Raw genomic sequence first — 21640 nt, 5'->3', positions numbered from 1 at the left:
CGTCGACGCCAGCGAGCCCTCGGCAAGCTCACCCCCGTCGAGTACGAGCTCGCCTTCACCGCCCAGAACGCCGCGCTTGCGGCATGATCACCACTAACCCCGTGTCAACGGATCCGGCAGCAGTCCCCACCATCGTCCGCATGCGCCGCCACGAAGCCACCCGCAACTACGTCGACCGCCGCACCGCCGAAGGGCTCAGCAAACGCGAGATCATCCGCTGCCTCAAGCGCTACATCGCCCGAGAGATCTACGCCAACCTGCCCCACCCGCGCGACGCGGACCCGCCGCTCTCCATCCCGACCATGGCCGCTTGACGAACATAGGAGCATCGAGCGCTTCCAGGACACCCTCAAACGCGCCCTGCGCGCAGCGCCCGCCCAGCCGGCCACGGTCGGCGAACTACAGCAGCTCATCGACACCTTCGTCGCCGAGTACAACACCCGCCCCCCGCACAGCTCGCTGCCCCACCGCAGCCCGCCCGCGACCGCCTACACCGCACGCCCGAAAGCCACCCCCGGCACCACCAGCGACAACCCGCACGACCGCGTGCGCCAAGACCGCATCGACAAAGCAGGCATCGTCACCCTGCGCCACGACGGGCGCCTGCACCACATCGGCGTCGGCCGAACCTACGCCGGAACCTACGTCCTGCTGCTCGTCCACGAGCTCGAGATCCGCATCATCAACGCCGCCACCGGAGAACTCCTGCGCGACCTCGTCCTCGACCCCACCAAGGACTACCAACCCACCGGCCGACCACCCGGACCAACCCCACAAAGCAGAACGGCCGGACCTACGAAATCGTAGGTCCGGCCGTCCTCGATGTCCTGAGAAATCACACTGTCGGGCTGACAGTGTCCTGTCTCACGACATCGAGGACAGGTGTCTCTCGACATCGAGGACACCCTGTCTCCCGACAGCGCGGACACGCCATGATCAGCGCACATGTCGAGAGCCCGGCTGGTCATCACCGCCGTCTTCGTCGGAGGCTGGCCCGTCACCCTGCGCCACGACAGCGCCGGCACCACATCGGGCTCGGCCGAACCTACGCCGGAACCTACGTCCTGCTGCTCGTCCACGAGCTCGAGATCCGCTTCATCAACGCCGCGACCGGAGAACTCCGGCGCGACCTCGTCCTCGACCCCACCAAGGACTACCAACCCACCGGCCGACCACCCGGACCGCCAGGAGGAACAGAACGGCCGGACCTACGATTTCGTAGGTCCGGCGTCCTCGATGTCCTGAGACATCACACTGTCGGGCTGACAGGATTTGAACCTGCGACCCCCTGACCCCCAGTCAGGTGCGCTACCAAGCTGCGCCACAGCCCGTGGCTAGTCTCACCGGGTCGGTTGCAAGCAGTCCGTACCCCGTGAAGCCTCGGATACTCTACCCCATCCGGACCTCGTCGAGAGCACCGTTTGCCCCGGTCCTGGCTGTGCGGTCGGTCTCGCCGCCGGACTCCATCACGTCATCTCGCTCCCCCGTCGGCAGGTGCGCCCGCCAGGCGGACACGACGATCACCAGGCACATCGCGGCGATGACGAGTCCGCCGAGGAACATCTGCGCGTACGTCCACCGCACTGATAGCGCGGCGAGCGCCACGGGCACACAGAACCCCACGTACGTCAGCGAGTAGTACACGGCGGTGAGCCCGGCGAGGTCGTCGGGCGTCGCGATGCGCTGCACCTCGCTGAGGCCGGCGACGAGCGCGAGCCCGTACCCGGCGCCGAGCACCATCGCGGCGACGAGCGCCGTCGGGAGGTCGAGCCGCGCGCTGGCGAGCGCGGCGACGCCCATGCCGACGACGACGATCGACATCGCCACGACCGACGCCGCGCGCTTCGCCGCGTGTCGATGAGTCGGCCGAGCACCTGGATCCCGACGCCGCACCCGAGTCCCAGCACCGTCATGAGCCCGGAGAACGCGATGGGCGTGCCGCCGGCGCGGTCGGACACGAGGCCGGGCAGCACCGCGTACGCGCTGCCCGCGCAGCCGAACACCCACGGCGCCACGGGCACGACTACGCGTAGGAACCGCCGGTGCGCGACCGCCGGGACGCGAAGGTCGTCGAGCAGCCGAACGCGCCTCGCGCCGTCGAACACCGAACTCGCCGCGCGGCGCGTCTCGGGAACACCGATTACCCAGACGCCGGCCACGGCCGCGAGCGCCCCGTGCAGCAGGTAGGCCATGTGCGTGGGCCAGGGCGCCCACTGCGCGAGCACGGCCGCGACGCCGGCGCCGACGAGGAACCCGAGCGTGAGGGCGAGGCCCGCGCGTCGGCGCCGGACCCGCCGTCGGGCCCGCCGGACGCGCGCGCGGCGGCGTCGCTGAGCTCCTCGACCCACGTGGTGCCGACGGCCATGACGAGGCCGAGCGCCACCCCGCACAGCACGCGCCCGGTGGCGAGCAGCGCGGCGGACGACTCCCCCGCGGCGAGGACGAGCGAGCCGAGGAGCGAGACGGGCGCCGCGGGCAGGAGCAGCGGCCGGCGCCCGTACCGGTCGGACAGCGGGCCGCCGAGCAGCAGCGCGGGCACGATGCCGAGCACGTACGCGGCGAGGAGCGCGTCAACGGTCACGGCCGAGAAGTCGCCCACCTCCCGGTACATGACGAGCAGCGGCGTGAACTCGTTGCCGCCCCACGCGACGGCGAACATCGTCAGGGCGACGGGCAGCCAGGCCCGGTCTCCGACGCGCGGAGCGTCCTGGGTCAGATCGCTCACCTCGGTCACGACGGCGGCCGGGCGGCTCACAGTCCGGCCCGCGCATCGTCGAGGTGGCGGTGGAGGCGGCGCAGGTAGGTGCGGGTGTCGCGCAGCTCGAGGGCGTCGACGAGTCCTCGATGACCCTCAACGAAGGTCGTGGCGCGGCCCGGGTCCCACCGGACGCTGTGCGCGATCATGCGCTGCTGGCGCTCGCGCAGCGTGGCGTGGAACCCGGTGAGCAGGCCGTTGCCGCCCGCGGCGACGATCTCGGCGTGGAAGCGCGCGTCGAGGGTCGCGTACTCGGCGACGTCCCCGTCGGCGACGGCGGCCTCCTGCGCGGTGACGAGGTCGCGCAGCAGCGCGACGAGCGTCGCGAGCTCGGCATCGGACAGGCGCACGACCGCCTGCGCGGCGTGCGCCTCGACGAGGAGCCGGGCGTCGAGGACGTCGTCCGCCTCCCCCGGCGCGACCGGCACCACGAGCGCCCCGCGCTTCGGGTACAGGCGCAGCAACCCCTCCGTCTCGAGGCGCAGGAACGCCTCACGCACGGGTGTACGGCTCACGCCGAGCTCCTCGGCGACCTCCCCCTCGCTCGTCATCGACCCGCCGGGAAGCGTGCCGTCGAGAAGCAGCCGCTTGACGTGGCGGTAGGCCTGTTCGGTCGCAGATCCGCTGGTGACGCGAGGCATAGATACATCATGCATCTTTGAGATGCACGACACGAACCGCTGCTGCATGCCAAGGGTTCATGCTCGTCACGACATCCACGGCGGGTCGGCACAGGTGCGCACCGCCTCGCTCTTACTCACACTTTCTTCCGAACTGCATCTATGCTGTGAGGCATGGGTGCAGTTCCGCAATCCACGGTCGCGGTGCCTCCGGTCGGCCGCGAGAGCCACTACTGGATCGCGGAGACGGACGGGATGTCTTCGCGCGCCCAGCTCGCTGCAGGCTCTGGTACGTACGAGTCCAGCGTCCCGATCGCCGTCGCCCGCATCATGCCCGAGCTGGCGCCGGACCTTGCGGCCGACGCGGAGGACGCAGCGGCCGCCCTCACGCGGTTCGACTCGTACGCCCGATCCGCGCTCGGTCCTGACAACCCCACGCTCGGTCCGATGACCTCCATCCTGCTCCGGACGGAGTCCGCGTCGTCGTCGCAGATCGAGAACCTCACGGTCGGCGCGCGCCAGCTCGCGCTGGCCGAGATCGACCAGTCCTCCAGCGCGAACGCACGGACCGTGGTCGCCAACGTGCGAGCGATGCGCGCCGCCCTCGACCTCGCGGAGCGCCTCGACGCGGAGTCGATCCTCACCATGCACCGGGAGCTGATCTCGGGTCAGACGGCGTGGGAGGACCACGCAGGGCGTTTCCGCGACACGCTCGTCTGGGTGGGGTCGTCGAGCATCAGCCACGGGGGGCGACGCACGTCGGTCCGCAGCCCGAGCATGTCGGGCCCGCCATCGCCGACCTCGTCGAGTTCATGCGCCGGGAGGACCTTCCCGTCGTCCTCCACGTCGCACTCGCCCACGCGCAGTTCGAGACGATCCACCCGTTCACCGACGGGAACGGGCGCACGGGGCGAGCACTGGTCCACGCCATGCTGCGCGCCAAGGGCGTCACCCGGGACACGACGGCGCCGGTCTCGGCAGGGCTGCTCATCGACACGCAGGCGTACTTCGACGCGCTGACCGCGTACCGCGCGGGCGACGCGGGCCCGATCATCAGGCAGTTCGCCCGGGCGAGCCGCTACGCCGCGACAGCCGGCAGCCGCCTCGTCGACGACCTCGCGGAGCAGGTGGCGACGTCGAGGGAACGCCTGTCCGGACTCCGACGGCAGGCCGCGGCCTGGAAGGTCCTGCCACACCTCGTCGCGCACCCCGTCGTCAACGCCCGGTTCCTCACCGAACACCTCGGTCTGAACGACACCACGGCCCAGCGGGCGCTCGCTCAGCTCGCGGACGCGGGTGTGGTCAGCGAGCGCACCGGGATGCGGCGCAACCGCGTGTGGCAGCACGACGGCATCCTCGCCGTGCTCGACCTCTTCGCGCAGGACATCCACCGCCGCTGACACACCGACGCACGGGCACTCGGCCGCGCCGCGCGCCACCGCGCGACGATCCTCTCGACCAGCGATGCCTATGCGAGAGGCTCAGCGCTGCGCCCCGCACCCGGCTGCAGGCTTGACCAGCTGCCGGCGGCCACGGCTGCAGCACCCACGGCGTCTCGGGCACGGCACAGCCGGATGAGCTCGTCGTGCCGCGCAATCGACTCCTGCGCGTCCGGCGCGGCGAAGCGCAGCCGCTCGGCGCGGCGGAGCAGGGGCGTGTACTGCTCGAGCACGTCGGCGACGGCCCGGTTCCCCGCCACCTCGACCGGGATGCCGTGCAGGGCGTCGTCCGCGACGACTGCCGCGTCGACGTCACCGGCTTCGACCGCGGCGGCGAAGCGGCGCGCGGCGTCGCTCATCGCGTTGAGGTCGGCGTCGGTGAGGAGCGGCACGGCCTCCCCCACGGCCAACCGGTGCATGGCGGCGACGACGTCGCGCGCCTCGCGCAGTGCGCGCGGGTCCAGCTCGCTCACCACCGTGGACCGGCCGGGCCGTGCGACGACGAGGCCGCTGCTCGCGAGGCGCAGGAGCGCCTCGCGCACCGGCGTCCGGCTGACTCCGAGCCATGCCGCGAGCTCGCCGTCACGCAGCTGTTCGCCAGGCTCGAAGGTGCCGTCGATGATCGCGTCGCGCAGGCGGCGGTAGACGTCGTCGCGCAGGAGCCTGCGACCGGTTGCTGGGGCATGGGTGGGGACGGGCACGAGCCATTGTGTGACAGGGACCGTAGATCTGCGGGCACCGACATGAAATATATTGCATACCGTCGATGTTCCTCTGTGCGTGCCGGGAGGGTCCCGGCCAGCGCGCGAAGGGAAGCACCGACATGAGCACCTCCACGACGAAGCAGACCATCGTCCTCGTCCATGGCGCGTTCGCGGACTCGTCGAGCTGGAACGGGTCGATCGCCGACCTCCAGGCGGCCGGCCACCGCGTCCTCGCGATCGCCAACCCGCTCCGCGGCCTCGAGCACGACGCCGCGTACCTGCGCAGCGTCCTCGCCGGCATCGACGGACCTGTCGTGATCGCCGGTCACTCCTACGGCGGTTCCGTCATGTCGGTCGCGGCCGACGGCAACCCCGACGTCACGGCCCTCGTCTACGTCGCGAGCTTCCTCCCGGAGATCGGCGAGAGCACCGGCGAGCTGGCCACCAAGTTCCCGGGCGCCCAGCTGGGTGGAGCGCTCACCCCGATCCCGGCACCGGCCCCCAGCGGGGGTACAGGTGACGACCTGTACATCCGCCCGGAGGAGTTCCGCGCCGTGTTCGCCGCGGACGTCCCCGCCGAGACCGCCGCCCTCATGGCGGCAACACAGCGCCCTATCCTCCAGCAGGCGCTCGCCGACCCGCTGACCGCGGCGGCCTGGAGGTCGATCCCGTCGTGGAGCCTCGTCGCACGGCAGGACCTCGCGATCCCCCTCGAGTCCGAGCGCTTCATGGCGGAGCGGGCCGGGGCCACGACCGTCGAGGTCGACGCCTCCCACGCCGTCACCGTCTCCCGGCCGGACGCCGTCACGGAGATCGTCCTGGACGCCGCTCGCACCACGGCGCGCTGACCCCTCCTTCCCCACCACCCGATCCTGACGTGGGACCGCCCCGCCAGAAAGGAGACCACCATGCACGACACCGACACCGCGTACGACCCGACGACGCTGCCATCAGCCGTCGTGACCTACCTCGCGCCCGCGACGAGGACCGCTACGACGACGCGACCGGCGTCTTCGCGCCGGACGCCACAGTTTTCGACGAGGGCACGACGTACTCGGGCACCGAGCAGATCCGCGCCTGGGTCGCGAGGTCGTCCACCGAGTACACGTACACGAGCACTCGCATCGGGCAGGACGTCGCGGACGACTCGCGCGCCGTCGTGCTCGTCCGCCTCGACGGGAACTTCCCCGGCGGGACGGCGACCCTGCGCTACCAGTTCGAGCTGCAGGACGGACTCATCACGCGACTCGCCATCGAGGTCTGACGCCTCGACGAACCTCGGCCGACTTCTCCTGCCGTACCTGCCCGCTCGGCCCGCTCAGGGCCGAGCGGCGTGCGCCGTCCGGCGGCGATGCGCGGCAGGCGGTTCACTCCGTCAGGCCTCCAGATCACCGTGGGACGTCCTCAGCGAGCCGTCGAGCCTCCTCACCAGTTCACCGAGTCGGCCTCCCCCGGCGGGTGCCGGAGGGTAGCGGTGCAGCACGTCGACGACCGTCGCTGGGGCGTCACGCAACGCCCCGTCGAGCTCGTCTTCTCCGACGCCGGAATCACTGCCGGCGTCGAGCTCGGCCGCGATCGCCGCATGAGCCGCGGCACCGAGGATGTGTTTGACCTGCGTCGCCTGGGCGAGCGGGTGGAGGAAGGCGGCACCGGCCGCTGCACTCGCCGCCCGAGCGGCGTGCTCGGCGGTCGTCGTGGATGCCTCACCCGCTGCCTTGAGCGCGGCGAAGGCGACGACCCGGAGGTTCTTCGTCCGCGCGCCGCCCTCGGCGAACGCAGTCGCGGCGTCGATTGCCTCTCGCGCGCGAGCGTCCCCGGGTGCGTCGCGCTCGTAGAGCGGTAGTGCCCGCGCAGCGCACCGCGCCGCGAACCCGGTGACGGCCCGGAGCTCGTCGAAGGTCACGTCGATCTCGGGGGATTCGGCCGACATGCCGCCATCCTGGCGTACACCTGTGCCACGACGTCGTGTTCCAGCGCGTTGCTCGACGCCGTGTCGTTGTGCGTCGACGAGCCGGATCTGAGGTCGCGTCGCGTTGCCGACGCCATGGTGGACGTCGTTCATTCCTTCGGCCAGCTCAGCGACAACTCCCAAACCGTCGCGGCCCTCAACATGACCGTGCTCGCGGTCGCGGCGATGGCCACGGCGAAGGCTGTCGATCCCCACGTCGTCATCCACGATCTGCGCACGGACGTCGTTCATGGCTGGGTCGACGTGACCCTCTGAGGCGTGTGTACCGCACGGAGACCGCCAGCAGCGAGCGTCAGGCGCTGCGCCTCAGCGGCACGTGCACCCGCCACACCGCGCGGTAGCCGCGATACCCCCGCAGCAGCAAGATCCCGCAGTGCGCGACCGCGACGACCACCCCGACACCGACCGCCCAGCCCACCGAACCGGTCGCCGCCCGGACGACGCTCCCGCACAGCGTCCCGACGAGCACGGACTCCACCACGAGGATGAGGACCATCGAGCTCGCGAGCGCCTGCGTCCGGTCGCGCGACGCGAACGGGTAGTAGGTGCGGCCGTCGTCGGCCGGCGACATGACGAGGTACCGCTCGACGCCGGGGTCGAGGTCGACGTACGCGCCGCGCAGCCGGTTCATCGCCAGCACGTACGCGAGGTCCTCGTGGGCGGTGTTGAGCACCCGCAGCTGCGTCATGGCACCGAGCAGGGAGAGCAGGAGCAGCACGCCGATCGCCACGCCGGCGAACCACCCGCGGAACCCGGTGGCGTTGCCCAGGACGCCCAGGCTGAAGACCCCGGCGGAGACCAGCGTGAGGAAGATCGCGATGCGGGTGAGCACCTCGCTCTGCGTCGTCGAGCGCGACGCGAGCAGGCTCCAGTGCTCGGTCGCGAGGATCTGCACGCGCAGCGCACGCTGCGCGTCCGTCAGACGCGAGACGTCGTCGCCTCCGGGCGAGGCGGTCCCGGCCGTCGCCATACGGGCATTGTCCACCCGGACGTCCGGACCGCTCGGCGTGGTCGCCGTGCGATCCGGCCCCCTGGGGACGACAGAAGGGCCGCGCGGAGGCGCGGCCCTTCTGCGGGGTGCTCTCAGCGCAGCGTGCGCCGGGAGTGCGACGTCAGCTCGGCTGGATGTTCGTCGCCTGCGGGCCCTTGGGGCCCTGCGTGACGTCGAACGTCACGGTCTGGTTCTCCTCGAGCGAGCGGTAGCCCGAGGTCGCGATCTCGCTGTAGTGCGCGAAGACGTCGGCCGAACCGTCGGAGGGGGCGATGAAGCCGAAGCCCTTCTCCGCGTTGAACCACTTCACAGTGCCTGTCGCCATGATGACTTCTCTCGTCGATACGTCCGGCCCGCGGACGCGGGAACGGTGGTCCAGCGCCGCAGGGCGGCGCTGACGGTGGTGCGGCGGGCGCGGTGCGCGTCCGCCGTGGGGATGGTGCCCGCCGCTGCGAGTCGGGCGGATGCCTGCTCGCGCGTGGCGACGACGTCCAGGGCCGCGAGTAGCGGTCGTGGACGTGGAAGCCGTCGGGACGTAGGGTGACCAGTCCCGCGTACTCGCCGTCCGACGTCGCGACCCACAGGTCGTCGTCGGCGGGCCGCAGCACGAGGTCCGGTCCGGATGTGCCCGGAGCCGCGGTGGGCGTCGTCGGGCGTCAAGGGTGGGGAAAGTGATGTGTTCTCTGCTCTCGCTCCGCGCTCGTGGGCGGAGATCTCGACGGCAGCTCCTGCTGCCTGATGCGTACGGCCTTGCTCCGATGCTGAGGACCGAAGAACGTCGCGGAGTCCGATGCCGACGACGTGAACGCGGCCCTCAGCTTACACGAGGAACGAGGCCAGCCGTTCGGCCTCGACCGCGAGGACGTCGCGAGGGGCGGAGGGCGACCCCGCGTCGTCGTCGAACCAGGACACGACGACCTCCCCGCTCGACGCCGTCCACGTCCCCGCGACGACTCCCCCGACGACGACGAGGTTCGCCCCGCCGCTGACCACCCGGCGGTGCGCGGGCGGGACGACGTGCGGGTCGGCCGTCCCGGGGCCGAGGACCCACTGGTCGTGGCCGGGCAGGAGTCGCACGGACGTCGTCGGCTCGCTCGCGGCGAGGTCGTCGGCGTGCTCGCGCAGCACGGTCGCGGGCTCGCCGTCGACGTCGACCTCCGCGAGCCGGTCGGTGAGCTCGTCCCACCAGCGCCGGACGCGGGCGCGCCCGGCGCCGAGGCCCTCACCGAGCCAGTAGTGCGCCTGCGCCGGGGTGACCGGCCCGTACGCACCGATGTAGTGCAGCAGCGCGTGGTGCCCGGCCTCGTCGAGGTCCGGCCACGGCCGCCAGCGCGGGTTGGTGTCGAGGCGCTGGAACGTCGGCTCCTGGCCGCGGGACGGGCCGAAGCTCATGTCGCCCTGCCACACGAACGGCTTGAGGAACGTGTGGGAGGGGTCGGCGAACGCGTCGCGCAGGTGGGCGTACGCGGGGTCGCGCGCGACGACGCCGCCCAGCTCGGCGCGCGTCAGCGAGCTGTCGGTCAGCGCGTCCCGGACGACCTCTCGCAGGCGCGGCCAGTCGGCGGGCTCGAGCCGGTAGTACTCGCGCCACGTCGCCCGCTCCCACATCCTCCCCGCCGCGCGCAGGGCGAGGTAGGCGCCGCCGTCCTCGGGCGTCACGAGATGGGTCGCGCCGCGGAAGGCGTAGACGGCGATCAGCTCGCCGTCCGCGAGCGCCCGCGCGACCTCGCCGGGCTGCGAGGCCGTCTGCCGCAGGCGGACCGCGAGCTCGGGTTCGGCCGCGGCGGGCACGGCACCGAGCCGCCGCACGACGTCGTCGACCGGCTGGTCGCCCACCGGGTCGAGGAGCTGTCGTCGCAGCCGCCACGCGAGGGCCTGAGGCCACGTCACCCGCATGACCGCAACCTAGCGGTGCCGACCCACGCGCACCGGCGCGGCACCCTGACCAGCGACGACGCCGACACGAAACCGCAACGAGGCGGCGAGTCGGTGCTAACACCCCGGAAACCGGGGTGAAACAGGTTGCTGTGAGCATCCACCTCGGCAGGGGGCGTCGCCCGCGACCCGGGCCCCCGGACGTCCCCGCCGCCTGAGGAAGGAACCGCTCCCCCATGACCCACGCACCCCTGCGCCGTCGGGCACGAGACGCGCCGCGCTCGCCGGCGGCCTCGCGCTCGCCGCGGGCCTGCTGGCGCCCCGGCCGCCATCGCCGCGCCGGCCGTCGCCGAGCTCGACGTGACCGCGCCCGCGTCCGTCGAGGCCGGCGCCTCGATCGAGGTCACCGTCGCCGTCACCGGCGCCGCCGACCTGTACGCCTACGACCTCGCGGTCGCCTACGACCCCGACCTCGTGACCTATGCGGCCGACAGTGCCGTCACCCCCGACGGCGGGTTCTCCGACGTCGCGGACGACGGCGCCGGCACCGTCGCCGTCGCGCACACGCGCCTCGGCTCGTCCCCGGGCCTCGCGGGCGACCAGACCCTCGCGACGCTGACCTTCACCGCCGTCGCCGCGGGCGACGCCGCCTTCGCAGTCCCCGCCGTGACGCTCGTCGGCGCCGACTCGGCGACCGTGGACCTCACCGACGCGGGCTCCGCGACGACGACGATCGCCGCCGCACCCGTGCCGACGGACGACCCGACCGACGACCCGAGCGGCACGCCGACCGACCCGGGGACGAGCGACCCGGACGACGACGGCTCCCCGGACCCGACGTCGACCTCCGGCACGGGATCCGGAGCCGGTTCGGGCGGGTCGGGCGGTTCGGGGGGACCGCTCGCCTCGACCGGTGCGAGCGTCGCCGCGATCGTCGCGGCCGCGCTGCTCGCCGTCGCCGCGGGCGTCGGCGTCCTCGTCGCGCGCCGTCGGGCGGTGGCGGACCGATGAGCCGGACCACGCACCCCGCACCCGAGCCCGCAGGCCGCCCGTCGCCTGCCGCGGCACCCAGCACCCGGAAGGACGGCGCCGTGACCCGCACGCACCGCCGCGCGGGGATCGCCGCGCTCACCCTCACCGGCGTCGTCGGCGCCCTCGCCGCGGCACCCGCCGCGACCGGCGCGCCCGAGGCGCCCGCACCCGCGGGCTTCCTCGCGCCGTACTACACCGAGCTCGACCTCACGGGCGACGCCCAGGTCACGGCCGACGACCTCGCGGTCGTCGCCGACGGCCTCGGCCTGACGTCCGAGGACGAGGCGTGGATGGACGTCGCGCTCGCCGACACCGACGGCGACGGCACCCTCACGGTCGCCGACCTCGCCGCCGTCTCCCAGCGCATGGTCTACGACGACGGGCCGTTCGAGCTCGTCGAGGCCAGCGTCGTCGACATGCAGGCGGCGATGAACGCCGGCGTGACCACGTCCGCGGAGATCACGCAGGACTACCTCGACCGCATCGCGGCGTACGACCGCACGCTCGTCGACACCGCACCGGGCGGCCGCCCGCTCGCATCCGTCATCTCCACGAGCGACGTCGCGCTCGACGCCGCGCGGCAGGCCGACGCCGTGCGCGCCGAGCAGGGCATGACGAGCATGCTGCTCGGCGTGCCCGTCGCGGTGAAGGACAACTACAACACCGTCGACATGCCGACCACGGGCGGCTGCGGCTGCTGGGACGACAACCAGACCGCGACCGACGCCACGATGGTCGAGGGCCTGCGCGCGGACGGCGCCGTCATCCTCGCCAAGGCGAGCCTCGACGAGTTCGCCTACGGGTTCGCGTCGCAGTTCTCCGCGTACCAGCCGGCGGGCGAGTCGACGCTCGTCGCCAGCCCGTACGCGACCGACCGCACCGCGGGCGGGTCGAGCGGCGGCACCGGCGCGGCCATCGCGGCGAACCTCGCCGGCATCGGGTTCGGCACCGACACGGGCGGCTCGATCCGCGTGCCCTCGTCGTACAACCAGCTCGTCGGCGTGCGCCCGACGGTCGGGCTCGCGTCCCGCGACGGCATCATCCCGCTCGCGCTCAGCCAGGACACCGGCGGCCCGATGACCCGCACCGTCACCGACGCGGCGGTCGCGCTCGACGCCGTCGTCGGCACCGACCCCGCCGACCCGGTGACGTCGCGCCAGGAGGGCGAGGTCCCGGCGTCGTACACGCAGTACCTGGACACCGGCGCGCTCGACGGCGCCCGCATCGGGTACGTCCCGTCGATGCTCGGCAACAACGCCACGACGCTGCGCCTGTGGGCCGAGACGCGCGCGACGCTCGAGTCGCTCGGCGCCACCGTCGTCGAGGTGACCCCGCCGACGTCGTACTCCCCCGTCCTGCCCAACGGGTTCGCGAGCGTGCTGTCCGAGGGCTCGGGCTCCACCAACGAGTTCCGGCACGACCTCGAGGAGTACGTCGCGAACCACCTGTCGCCGGCGGTCACGGCGCGCACGATCCCCGAGATCGTCGCGTCGGGCCGGTTCGTCACGTCCCGTCAGGGCACGTACGAGTCGCGCGCCGCCGTCACGGAGGCGACGTACGAGGCGTGGGCCGGCCCGTCCGGCACGCACACCGCCGTCCTCGCCGAGGGCAAGACGCTCGTCACCGCGATGCTCGACGACGCCGACCTCGACGCGCTCGTGTACCCGAGCGGCAACCCGTACGGGACGATCGGCACGAACCTGCGCCTCAGCCCCAACACGGGCCTGCCGGCGGTCACGGTGCCGATGGGTCAGGCCACGGAGGCCGACGGGACCATCCCGGGCGCCGGCGTGAACCTCGAGCTCCTCGGGCGCGACTTCGCCGAGGGCCCGCTGCTCGGCCTCGCCTACGCGCTCGAGCAGGCGACGCACGCCCGCACCGCCCCGGTGCTGTACGGCCCGCTCGGCTGAGCCGGCCACTGCGCCCGACGACGGCCGGTCCCCTCCCTGGGGGCCGGCCGTCGCCGTGCGGCCGTCGTGCTGCGCCACCTCTGCGCCCCGCCGAGCCCCGGTTTGCGCACCGATCGGCGGCCCGTTCATCGCCGACCCCCGGGCTGCGCACCGATGAGCGGAGCGATCGGTGGACAGCCCGGGGCTCGGCGGCCCCGGGCGCGCGTGTTCGTTTCGCTTCACGTGGCCGGGGTCGGTTGACGCGTCCCGACCCGGCGCATACTTTCGTGCACGAACGAACGGTGGAGCACCCGAACGAACAGAAACGATCACCGGAGATCGACAAGGTGCCGCACCGCATGATCGAAGGAGATCCTCGTGCCCGACGACGTCGCCGGACCCCGACCGCACCCCATCACCCGATCCGCGCGCCCTCGCCGGCGCCTCGTCCCGACCCTCGCCGCCGCGACGGCGCTCGCGCTCGGCGGCTCGCTCGCCGCCGTCGGCCCCGCCACGGCCGCCCCGACGGCCGCCCCGACGGCCGCCGCCGCCGAGCCCGCGGCGTCGGGCACCGTACCGGCACCGGACGGCACGGCCTGGACCGACGTGGACGGCAACCCCATCAAGGCCCACGGCGGCTCGGTCGTCACCGTGCACGAGGCCGAGGTGGGGCTCGACATCACCGGCGACGGCGACACCGACGACGACGTCTGGCTCTGGTACGGCGAGGACAAGACCCACGCCACGCGCCCGGTCGACGGGGTGCGCGGCTACTGGTCGACCGACCTCACGACGTGGCACGACATGGGCCGCGTGCTCCCGAGCCACCAGCACTTCACGCTGCGCGTCAACGGCGCGGGGAACGCCGTCGAGGTGGACCCGGCGAAGCTCGACGCGCTCAAGGACGTCGCGAACAAGACCGCGCCGGACGCGCAGTCCACGCAGCAGGACATCGACGCCGCGAAGGCGTTCGTCGCCCCCTACGTCGAGACGTGGGCCGACGAGGCGGCGGGCGTCGCCGCGACCTACGACGAGGCCGCGCTCGCGAACGCGTCCTACCGCCTCAACGGCAACATCAACATCATGGAGCGTCCCAAGATGCTCTGGAACGCGAAGACGAAGAAGTTCGTCATCATCTACCACGCCGACGGCCCGCTGGCCGACAACGCCGACCTCGTGCGCTGGGTGCGCGACGGCGGCGACCCGGCGGACCAGAACGTCGGCTCGCGGTACTCGCGCGCCGAGATCGGCTTCGCGACGTCCGACACCCCGTGGGGTCCGTTCAAGCTCGTCAACACGACGAAGATGAACTGGGCGCCGGGCGTGCCGAACGCCGGCCGCGAGGGCGACTCGCGCGACATGACGATCTTCCAGGACACCGACGTGCACACCGTCGACCCGGTCGCCGACGACGCCTACGCCGTCTACTCGTCCGAGATGAACAAGTGGATGTACGTCTCCCGGCTCAACGCCGAGTACACCGGGCCGCTCGCCGAGGGCGACGACGCCGTGCTGGGCGAGGACTTCTCGAACCGCGTCCTGCCCGACTACTCGCGCGAGGCGTCGAGCGTGTTCAAGCACGACGGCTGGTACTACATGCTCACGTCCGGCACGGACGGCTGGGCGTCGACGCCCGTCGTCGCGTACCGGTCACGGTCGATGATCACGCCCACGGAGGCCGTCGTCGGCGACAACGACCGGCACCCGGCGAACGGCCAGTGGGAGCGCCTCGGCAACCCGTGCGTCGGCGACCCCGCGCGCACCGGCGTCGGGACCGCCGACCCCGTCGAGTGCTTCGACTCCCAGCCGACGTTCGTCATCGCGCTCGACCAGGAGGCGGGCCGGTTCGCCTACATGGGCGACCGCTGGATCACCGAGTCCAACGGCTCCGCCGGCGAGCGCTCGCGCTACGTGTGGGCCCCCATCCAGGTGGGCGACGACGGCGCCGTCACGGTCGAGAACGTCGGCGCGTGGGATCCCGCGAGCACGACGCTGTTCCGCCCGCTCGAGCCGGTCACCCCGCTGGAGTTCACCAGCCACGTCGACGACCGCGACGCCTTCGCCCCGACGTTCGACGTCACCGTCGACGGCGACCGCTACGACGACCTCACCGCCGACTGGAGCACCGCGAGCCTCGACGCCGCGTTCGCCACCCGCGGCACGCACACGCTCGTCGGGCACGTCGCCGGCGACGGGCCGCTCGCCGGCCGGTACGTCACCGCCACCGTCCACGTCGACGGCCCCGTCGACGTCTGCCGCGAGCCCGGCACGACCGTCAGCGCGTCGTTCCACCAGACGGAGTGGGGCACCATGCCCGCCGCGAACGCGTGCGACGGCGACGCGTCGACCGCGTGGTCCACGTGGGCCGGCGGCACGGGCAAGAAGGACCGCGTGAGCTTCACCGTCGAGGCGGCGCAGCCCTGGCAGCTCGACGCGGTGCGCCTGACCAACACCGAGGGCACGATCACCGGCATCACGGTCGAGCACCGCGACGCCGACGGCGCGTGGGCGCCGACGTCCGCGACCGCCGTCGCGCCCGCGGCGAACGGCACGCTGACGACCGTGCGGTTCGACGCCGTGACCTCGGACGCGCTGCGCCTGACGTTCGACACGCCCGGCTCCTACCTGAAGATCAGCGAGCTCACGGTCGCCGGTACCGCGCCGGTCGCCGAGCCCGGGCTCGCGGTCGTCGCCGAGGCGCAGGTGCGCTGCCTGGCCGGTCGCGCGTACGTCGCCGTCCGGGCCACGAACGACGACGACGTCCCGCTCGACGTCACGCTGACCACGCCGTTCGGCGCCCGCACCGTGGCGGGCGTCGCTCCCGGGGCGAACGCGTACCAGGCGTTCGCGACCCGGACCACGGCCGTCGACGAGGCAGCCGTCACGGTGACGGCGAGCGCCGTCGTCGACGGGCGCACGGTCACCGCCGAGCAGGACCTCACGACCTCCGCCGCCACCTGCGGCTGAGCCTCTCGACCCTCCCGCACGTCCCCGCACCACACCGCACCATGTCGCCGACGGCGGCGACAGGAAGGCAGACGATGAGACTGCACCGACCATCCGCCGGGCGCGCGCCCGCGCGGGCCGCGACGGCGGTGACGACGGCGCTCGCGCTGACCGTCACCGGGCTCGTCGCGGCGACGCCCGCGGCGTCGGCGCCGGCCCCGGCCGCGCCGAGCACGACCGCCGAGATCCCGGCCGACCTGCCGGAGCTGCGCTTCGACGACCCGTCCATCGACTGGAAGGAGATCCTCGTCGACGGTGAGGACGTCGAGCGGCGCGCGGACGGCACGCCGTACAACGTGTTCGGCGGCTTCGGCTCCGTGTCGTGCAACAACACGGGCAACCTCCTGCTCGACTATAAGGAGGAGAACCCCGAGGCGTACTGGCGCATCATGCGCCTGATCTTCGACCCGGAGACGGGTGCGGGGCTGCGGCACATCAAGGTCGAGATGGGCTCGGACACGAACACGTCGTCCGGCACCGAGCCGGCGACGAAGCGCAGCGCCGACGAGCCCGCGAACGTGCTGCGCGGCGCGGGCTTCCACTTCATCGCGGACGCGCTGTCCATCAACCCGGACATCGAGACCGAGGCGCTGCGGTGGGGCGAGCCGTCGTGGACGAAGACGGACCCCGACCTGCGCTACCAGTGGTACAAGGAGACGATCGACGCCGCGTACGACACGTACGGCGTGGAGTTCACGTACATGTCGCCGTCGCAGAACGAGGTGGGCGGCAGCTTCCACCAGCCGTCGATCGCGCCCGAGCTGGCGTGGACGGTCGAGTTCGCGGAGCGCCTCGAGGAGGACGCCGAGGCACCCGACGCGCGGTACGACTACGGCGACATCAAGATCGTCGCGCTCGACACGTACCGCAACGTCGAGCCGGTGGCGGCCGCGATCCTCGCGAGCCCGGCCGCGCTCGAGCAGGTCGACGCGATCGGCTACCACTACGACATCGCGGGCGGGCCGAACCTCACGCGCCTGAACAAGGAGTTCGGCAAGGAGGTGCTGTACTCCGAGGGCGTCGCCCCGATGATCGACCCGCAGTACCGCGTCAACGCCGAGCCGGCGCGCGGCGGCATCGGCGGCACCGTGGGCGCCGTCGACATCGCCGACCGGTTCATCAACGCCTACCGCTGGAGCGGCGCGGGCGAGAACCCGGCGCACATGACGTCGTTCCTGTTCCAGCCCGCGGTGAGCGCGATGTACGAGGGCACGCAGTACTCGCCCAAGCACCTGATCCGCGCCTCGGACCCGTGGTCGGGCTACTACGAGGGCGGCATCGGCGTCGCGACCGTGCGGCACTTCCACCAGTTCGCGGAGGCGGGCTGGGAGTACGTGGAGGGTGCGACGTACGGCGACGGGAACAAGGGCGACGGCGGCACCGTCGTCGACACCTCGACGCGCACGTACATGACGCTGCGCACCCCCGAGTCGGCCGAGGGCGAGGCCGAGCTCACGCAGGTGCACGCGAACAACACAGGCACCGCGCGCCACTTCGAGGTCAAGGTCGCCAACCTCGGCGACCCGCGCCCGCTCACCGTGTGGGAGACGCGCGGCCCGGACGCCGGCGAGGAGTACGACGCGAACTGGCTGCGTCCGACCGGCTACGTCGAGCCCGTGCGCACCGAGACCGTCGACGGCACCGAGTACGCCGTCTACCAGGTGGAGATCGCGCCGTACTCGATCCAGACGCTGTCCACCCTGCCGCAGGGCGTGCACGGCACGACGGAGGCCTACGACCGCGCCGACTACGCCTCGCCCGCGCAGGACACCGTGCTCGAGCTGCCCTACACGGACGACTTCGAGTACGAGGACTACCCGGCGACCGAGATCAACGGCGTCGAGATGGGCTACGTCGAGCGCCGCGGCGGCGCGCCGCGGTACACCGCCGACCAGCACGGCGCGTTCGAGGTCGTCGAGGGCGACGGCGAGCGCGGCAACGTCATGGTGCAGAAGATCCACGCCGACAACCGCGGCTACACGTGGGACGTGTGGGGCAGCCACGAGCAGGACCGCGTGTCCACCGCTCCCCCGGCCACCGTGCTGGGCGACCAGTCGTGGGCCAACTACACGGCGTCGGTCGACTTCCGGCTCGACACCCAGGTGCGCGACGCGAGCCTGCCCAACTTCGCCGGGATCGGCGTGCGTCAGCACGTGCCCGCCGGCGAGGACCTCGCGACGTACACCGCGCGCGTCCACGCGGACGGGACCTGGCAGCTGCGCAAGCTCGGCACGGTCGTGCAGTCCGGCACCGTGGCGGGCTTCGACGCCGACGCGTGGCACACGCTCTCCGTCGAGGCGCGCGACACCGTCATCACCGTCACGCTCGACGACGCCCCGCTCGCCCGGTACGTCGACGCGAGCCCGAACCCGATGCTCACGGGGCGCGTCTCCCTCGTCAGCGGCTACTACAACACGCAGTACGACGACCTGGCGATCACCCCGATCGAGGGCCAGGCGTGGGAGTCGGTGAAGATCGACGATGCCGACGCGCGCATCTCCTACCCCGCGGCTCGTCCTTCCAGCAGTCGGGCTACGCGCACCTCAACCGCACGCTGCACGCGCTGTCCACCGGCCGCTCGGCGACCTTCCAGGTCGACGGGACCGGGTTCAACCTGTTCGGCGCGACCGGCGCCGCGACGATCGACGTCGCGGTGGACGACCAGCCCGTCCGGACCGTGAACGTCGGCTCGACCGGCGACCGCCAGACGTCGTACTGGCAGCGCGGGCTCGACGGCGACGTGCCGCACACCGTCACCGTGACGGTCCGCAGCGGCACGTTCACGCTCGACGGCGTCGACGTGCTCGTCGGCGGCGCGCCGCCCGTGGTCACCGACCCGGAGACCACGCCGGTGACGGTGGCCGAGCCCGTGGCGCGCCTGGCGACGTCGGTGGGCGAGACGCCCGCGCTGCCGGCGACCGTCCGCGCGACGTCGCAGGCCGGCACCACGATCGACGCCCCCGTCGACTGGTTCGTGCCCGCGGGCGCGTTCGACACGCCGTGGGCGATGGTCACCGTGACCGGGACCTTCGAGGACAACGAGTCGCTCGCCGTCACGGCGCAGGTCGAGGTCGTGCCGGACGGCGTGCAGTACTTCGTCGACGCGAACGCGCCGGCGACGGCCGCAGCCGTCGCGCACCCGGCGGTCCAGGCGTTCGTCGTCGACCAGGGCGGGACGCTCCGCAACGCCGAGGCCGACGCGCTGTGGTCGGCCGACCGCGGCTGGGGCCGCGTGGCGGCGTACACCGGCAAGGGGCTGCTCAACCAGACCCCGTACGACAAGATGCGCGAGACGGGCTGGTACACCGCCGGAGCCTCCACGCCGCTGTCGTACCGGTTCAGCCTGCCCGCCGGCACGTACACCGTCACCTCGGGCCACACCGAGTGGTGGAACGTCGGCAACGGCCGCGCCCGCAACATGCAGACCTCGGTCTCGTGGACCGGTGCGGACGGCCAGGCCCAGAGCGTCCCCGTCGGGAAGATCGCCTTCCCGAACGGCAGCTCGGGCCGCTCGCAGGTGCTCTCGGGTGAGTTCACGCTCACCGAGCCGACCGTCGTCACCTACACGGTGGCGAACGACGGCGGCACCGAGGCGCCGGTCATCAGCTGGCTCGCCGTCGCGGGCGAGGAGGCCCAGCAGGGCGTCGCGACGAGCGCCGTCGTGCAGACGCGCTGCCTCGCCGGCAAGCCGTACCTCGCGGTGCGCGTCACCAACGACGACGAGGCCGCCCTCGACGTCGAGCTCGCCACGCCGTACGGGTCGAAGACCGTCGAGGCGGTCGAGCCCGGGCGCGCGGCGTACCACGCGTTCGCGGTCCGCACGGCCCCGGCCGACGGCAGCGTCACCGTCACCGCCCGCACGGCCGGTGGCGAGCGCGAGAGCGTCGAGGAGGTCGCCTTCCCGGCGCCCACCTGCTGACGCGTGCGGGGCCGGGCGACCGCCCGGCCCCGCACCCCCAGTCCGATGCGGCTCAGCCCCCGTACCGTCCGGTACGGGGGCTGAGCCGTCGGTGGTCCTGGACATCTGTGCTCCGCGCAAGGAGCATGCACGCATGCGATCGACGACGTGGGCAGTGCTGTCGGCGCTGGTGCTCAGCACCGCGGCCGTCAGTGGGTGCAGCGCGGACGGTGAGGCCGACGCCCGGCAGCTCGACCCGCCGCCGGCGAGCACGGCGGCTCAGCAGCCCTCCGCCACTCCCGCGGAAGCCGAGACCCCGGACGACGCCGCCCTCTGCACCGCCTTCGGCGACGTGCTGACGATCCTGGAGAACGCCGACGTCGGCCTCGCCGACGGCCGCATGGAGGCGCAGGAGCGCGACGGCTGGTACCGGCTGGCGACCCGCGTGCTCGATCGTCTGCCCTCCAGCGGCGACAGCGCCGTGCAGACGGCGATCGGTGACCTGCAGGCGTCGACGGCGGTGGACTCCCCCGCGTGGGGAGAGGCCGAGCGTGCCCTCGGCGCCGCGTGCGACGACGTCGGTGCGCCGCTGGCGATCACGATGTTCACCGGCGGATGACACGAGACCCTAGCTGCGCGGGCTGCCCGTCGACTCGCGCACGACCAGGCGGGGGCTGATCGCGATCCGGTGCACGGGCCGCGACGGGTCCTCGATCCGCTTGGCGAGCAAGTCGACGGCGGCGTGCCCGACGCCGAGCGCGGCGGGCGCACGGCCGTCAGCGCCGGGCTGAACAGGCCCGCGACCTCGTCGTCGTACGCGACGACGGACAGGTCGCCCGGTACCGACAGCCCGCGGTCCTGCGCGTTCTGCACGATGGCGAACGCCTCGGGGTCGGAGTGCGCCAGCAGCGCCGTCGTGCCCGACTCGAGCGCCGTGTCCACCACCTCGGCGATCGCCTTCGCGAACTCGGGGCGGTGGCGGTCGGGCGCGAGACGCTCGAAGTGCTCCTCCGACGACAGACCCAGGTCGTTGCACGCCGCGCGCCAGCCCGCGGCGATCTTGCGCGACGTCGGCGACTGCCGCGACAGGACGAGGCCCACGCGACGGTGCCCGAGGTCGGCGAGGTGGTGCACCGCCATGAGCGCGCCGAGCGCGTGGTCCGAGACCACCGACTCCAGGGCCTCGCGGTGCGGGGACAGCGCCGCCTCGCGCTCGACGAGCACGTGGGGGACGTCCGTGCGCGCCAGCCACTGCACGAGCTCCTGCGCATGCGGGGTGTCCGTGCGCGGCGCGAGGACGAGGCCGCGCAGGTCCTCGGCCTCCACGAGCCGCTCGAGCGCGGGACGCTCGTCGGAGGCTCGTACGACGACCCGCGCAGCACGACGCGCAGCCCGTGCTTGCGCGCCTCGATCTCCATGCCGCGCACGACGCCCGGCCAGTAGTAGTCGAGCGACGGCACGA

At 72.8% G+C, this 21640-nt stretch carries 19 protein-coding genes, 1 tRNA gene and 3 pseudogenes; 13 read left to right on the top strand and 10 right to left on the bottom strand.

All coding sequences use genetic code 11. The features are described from left to right. Positions 1-131: 131 nt before the first annotated feature. The 3 genes and pseudogenes from BJF88_RS06130 to BJF88_RS21410 form a co-directional block, all read left to right on the top strand. Positions 132-314 (top strand): annotated as a pseudogene (locus BJF88_RS06130) (IS110 family transposase); the annotation flags it as partial. A gap of 13 nt (positions 315-327) precedes the next feature. Then, positions 328-465: pseudogene (locus BJF88_RS21415) on the top strand (integrase core domain-containing protein); the annotation flags it as partial. A gap of 81 nt (positions 466-546) precedes the next feature. Beyond that, positions 547-807 (top strand): hypothetical protein, encoded by a 261-nt coding sequence (locus BJF88_RS21410; RefSeq protein ID WP_255371808.1) that lies wholly within the window; start codon positions 547-549, stop codon positions 805-807. A 450-nt stretch (positions 808-1257) separates the two neighbouring features. On the opposite strand, the gene BJF88_RS06120 is transcribed toward BJF88_RS21410, so the two are convergent. From BJF88_RS06120 to BJF88_RS06105, 4 genes are all read right to left on the bottom strand, one after another. Then, positions 1258-1331 (bottom strand) — tRNA-Pro (locus BJF88_RS06120). A gap of 58 nt (positions 1332-1389) precedes the next feature. Further along, entirely contained in the window at positions 1390-1821 is a 432-nt protein-coding gene (locus BJF88_RS21405; RefSeq protein ID WP_255371807.1) for a hypothetical protein, read from the bottom strand. A gap of 319 nt (positions 1822-2140) precedes the next feature. Then, positions 2141-2725: an MFS transporter gene (locus tag BJF88_RS21400; RefSeq protein ID WP_255371806.1), complete on the bottom strand. Its 585-nt coding sequence runs from the start codon at positions 2723-2725 to the stop codon at positions 2141-2143. A 26-nt stretch (positions 2726-2751) separates the two neighbouring features. After that, positions 2752-3396: a GntR family transcriptional regulator gene (locus tag BJF88_RS06105; protein ID WP_083648908.1), complete on the bottom strand. Its 645-nt coding sequence runs from the start codon at positions 3394-3396 to the stop codon at positions 2752-2754. Positions 3397-3549: 153 nt separating this feature from the next. On the opposite strand from BJF88_RS06105, the pseudogene BJF88_RS23145 reads away from it, so the two are divergent. Continuing rightward, positions 3550-3921: pseudogene (locus BJF88_RS23145) on the top strand (Fic family protein); the annotation flags it as partial. A 131-nt stretch (positions 3922-4052) separates the two neighbouring features. Beyond that, positions 4053-4775, top strand: coding sequence for a Fic family protein (locus BJF88_RS23140; protein ID WP_369824497.1), 723 nt, complete (start codon positions 4053-4055; stop codon positions 4773-4775). 68 nt (positions 4776-4843) lie between these two features. On the opposite strand, the gene BJF88_RS06095 is transcribed toward BJF88_RS23140, so the two are convergent. Then, a complete protein-coding gene (locus BJF88_RS06095; protein WP_075828149.1) occupies positions 4844-5515 on the bottom strand; it encodes a GntR family transcriptional regulator in 672 nt (223 codons plus the stop codon). Between the two features lie 122 nt (positions 5516-5637). Here BJF88_RS06095 and BJF88_RS06090 point away from each other — a divergent pair, with 122 nt between their 5' ends. Both BJF88_RS06090 and BJF88_RS06085 read left to right on the top strand, forming a co-directional pair. After that, a complete protein-coding gene (locus BJF88_RS06090; protein ID WP_075828160.1) occupies positions 5638-6366 on the top strand; it encodes an alpha/beta fold hydrolase in 729 nt (242 codons plus the stop codon). Between the two features lie 29 nt (positions 6367-6395). Beyond that, positions 6396-6782, top strand: coding sequence for a nuclear transport factor 2 family protein (locus BJF88_RS06085; protein ID WP_222843935.1), 387 nt, complete (start codon positions 6396-6398; stop codon positions 6780-6782). Between the two features lie 111 nt (positions 6783-6893). Here BJF88_RS06085 and BJF88_RS06080 read toward each other — a convergent pair whose 3' ends face one another. Next, on the bottom strand, positions 6894-7448 hold the full coding sequence (locus BJF88_RS06080) for a putative immunity protein (protein ID WP_075828148.1): 555 nt from the start codon (positions 7446-7448) through the stop codon (positions 6894-6896). 48 nt (positions 7449-7496) lie between these two features. Between BJF88_RS06080 and BJF88_RS06075 the strand changes: the two genes are divergently transcribed. Further along, the gene (locus BJF88_RS06075; RefSeq protein ID WP_139315931.1) at positions 7497-7742 is read left to right on the top strand and encodes a hypothetical protein; all 246 of its coding nucleotides are present in this window, start codon (positions 7497-7499) and stop codon (positions 7740-7742) included. A gap of 37 nt (positions 7743-7779) precedes the next feature. Here the strand turns inward: BJF88_RS06075 and BJF88_RS06070 are convergent, their stop codons facing one another. The 3 genes from BJF88_RS06070 to BJF88_RS06060 all read right to left on the bottom strand — a co-directional run bounded on the left by BJF88_RS06070 (position 7780) and on the right by BJF88_RS06060 (position 10374). Next, entirely contained in the window at positions 7780-8457 is a 678-nt protein-coding gene (locus BJF88_RS06070; protein ID WP_075828146.1) for a hypothetical protein, read from the bottom strand. A 142-nt stretch (positions 8458-8599) separates the two neighbouring features. Continuing rightward, positions 8600-8803 carry a cold-shock protein gene (locus BJF88_RS06065; protein ID WP_075828145.1) on the bottom strand — a complete coding sequence of 68 codons (204 nt, stop codon included), beginning with the start codon at positions 8801-8803 and terminating at the stop codon, positions 8600-8602. Positions 8804-9297: 494 nt separating this feature from the next. Beyond that, positions 9298-10374, bottom strand: a complete 1077-nt coding sequence (locus BJF88_RS06060) for a DNA glycosylase AlkZ-like family protein (RefSeq protein ID WP_075828144.1) — start codon at positions 10372-10374, stop codon at positions 9298-9300. Between the two features lie 339 nt (positions 10375-10713). On the opposite strand from BJF88_RS06060, the gene BJF88_RS06055 reads away from it, so the two are divergent. From BJF88_RS06055 to BJF88_RS20270, 5 genes are all read left to right on the top strand, one after another. Then, positions 10714-11364 (top strand): cohesin domain-containing protein, encoded by a 651-nt coding sequence (locus tag BJF88_RS06055; protein ID WP_083648906.1) that lies wholly within the window; start codon positions 10714-10716, stop codon positions 11362-11364. Positions 11365-11444: 80 nt separating this feature from the next. After that, positions 11445-13295 carry an amidase family protein gene (locus BJF88_RS06050; protein ID WP_075828143.1) on the top strand — a complete coding sequence of 617 codons (1851 nt, stop codon included), beginning with the start codon at positions 11445-11447 and terminating at the stop codon, positions 13293-13295. A 357-nt stretch (positions 13296-13652) separates the two neighbouring features. Then, positions 13653-16241, top strand: a complete 2589-nt coding sequence (locus tag BJF88_RS06045; protein WP_075828142.1) for a discoidin domain-containing protein — start codon at positions 13653-13655, stop codon at positions 16239-16241. Between the two features lie 74 nt (positions 16242-16315). Next, positions 16316-18961: a family 16 glycoside hydrolase gene (locus tag BJF88_RS06035; protein ID WP_222843934.1), complete on the top strand. Its 2646-nt coding sequence runs from the start codon at positions 16316-16318 to the stop codon at positions 18959-18961. Beyond that, positions 18934-20199 carry a hypothetical protein gene (locus BJF88_RS20270; protein WP_075828139.1) on the top strand — a complete coding sequence of 422 codons (1266 nt, stop codon included), beginning with the start codon at positions 18934-18936 and terminating at the stop codon, positions 20197-20199. Before BJF88_RS06035 ends, BJF88_RS20270 begins: the two co-directional genes overlap by 28 nt. Before the next feature lie 258 nt (positions 20200-20457). On the opposite strand, the gene BJF88_RS21395 is transcribed toward BJF88_RS20270, so the two are convergent. Then, positions 20458-21504: a substrate-binding domain-containing protein gene (locus BJF88_RS21395; protein WP_255371805.1), complete on the bottom strand. Its 1047-nt coding sequence runs from the start codon at positions 21502-21504 to the stop codon at positions 20458-20460. Between the last annotated feature and the right edge of the window lie 136 nt (positions 21505-21640).

The organism is Cellulosimicrobium sp. CUA-896, from assembly GCF_001942335.1.
GTDB lineage: Bacteria > Actinomycetota > Actinomycetes > Actinomycetales > Cellulomonadaceae > Cellulosimicrobium.
This window is presented reverse-complemented; position numbering and strand designations above follow the sequence as displayed.